This is a genomic window from Brevibacillus halotolerans, assembly GCF_026891775.1.
GTDB classification, from domain to species: domain Bacteria; phylum Bacillota; class Bacilli; order Brevibacillales; family Brevibacillaceae; genus Brevibacillus_B; species Brevibacillus_B halotolerans.
This window is the reverse complement of record NZ_JAPTNK010000062.1, coordinates 1-361: the sequence shown is the minus strand read 5'-3', so window position 1 is coordinate 361 and position 361 is coordinate 1. Positions and strand designations below refer to the sequence as shown.

The window sequence follows — 361 nt, the reverse complement described above, 5'->3', positions numbered from 1 at the left end:
CCAGTGTCTCCGGTAGGTCCAGTAGCACCAGTGTCTCCGGTAGGTCCAGTAGCGCCAGTGTCTCCGGTAGGTCCAGTAGCGCCAGTGTCTCCGGTAGGTCCAGTAGCGCCAGTGTCTCCGGTAGGTCCAGTTGGTCCGATGTCGCCAGTCGGTCCAGTTGGTCCGATGTCGCCAGTCGGTCCAGTTGGTCCAATGTCTCCGGTAGGTCCAGTTGGTCCGGTGTCGCCAGTCGGTCCAGTGTCTCCGGTAGGTCCAGTAGCACCAGTGTCTCCGGTAGGTCCAGTAGCGCCAGTGTCTCCGGTAGGTCCAGTAGCGCCAGTGTCTCCGGTAGGTCCAGTAGCGCCAGTGTCTCCGGTAGGTC

The 361-nt window shown here is 62.0% G+C and carries 1 protein-coding gene; it reads right to left on the bottom strand.

Features of this window, described 5'->3' with window-relative positions; translation table 11 throughout:
* Positions 1-361: collagen-like protein (locus O0550_RS24155; protein WP_258427430.1), on the bottom strand; the 361-nt coding region annotated here is incomplete at both ends.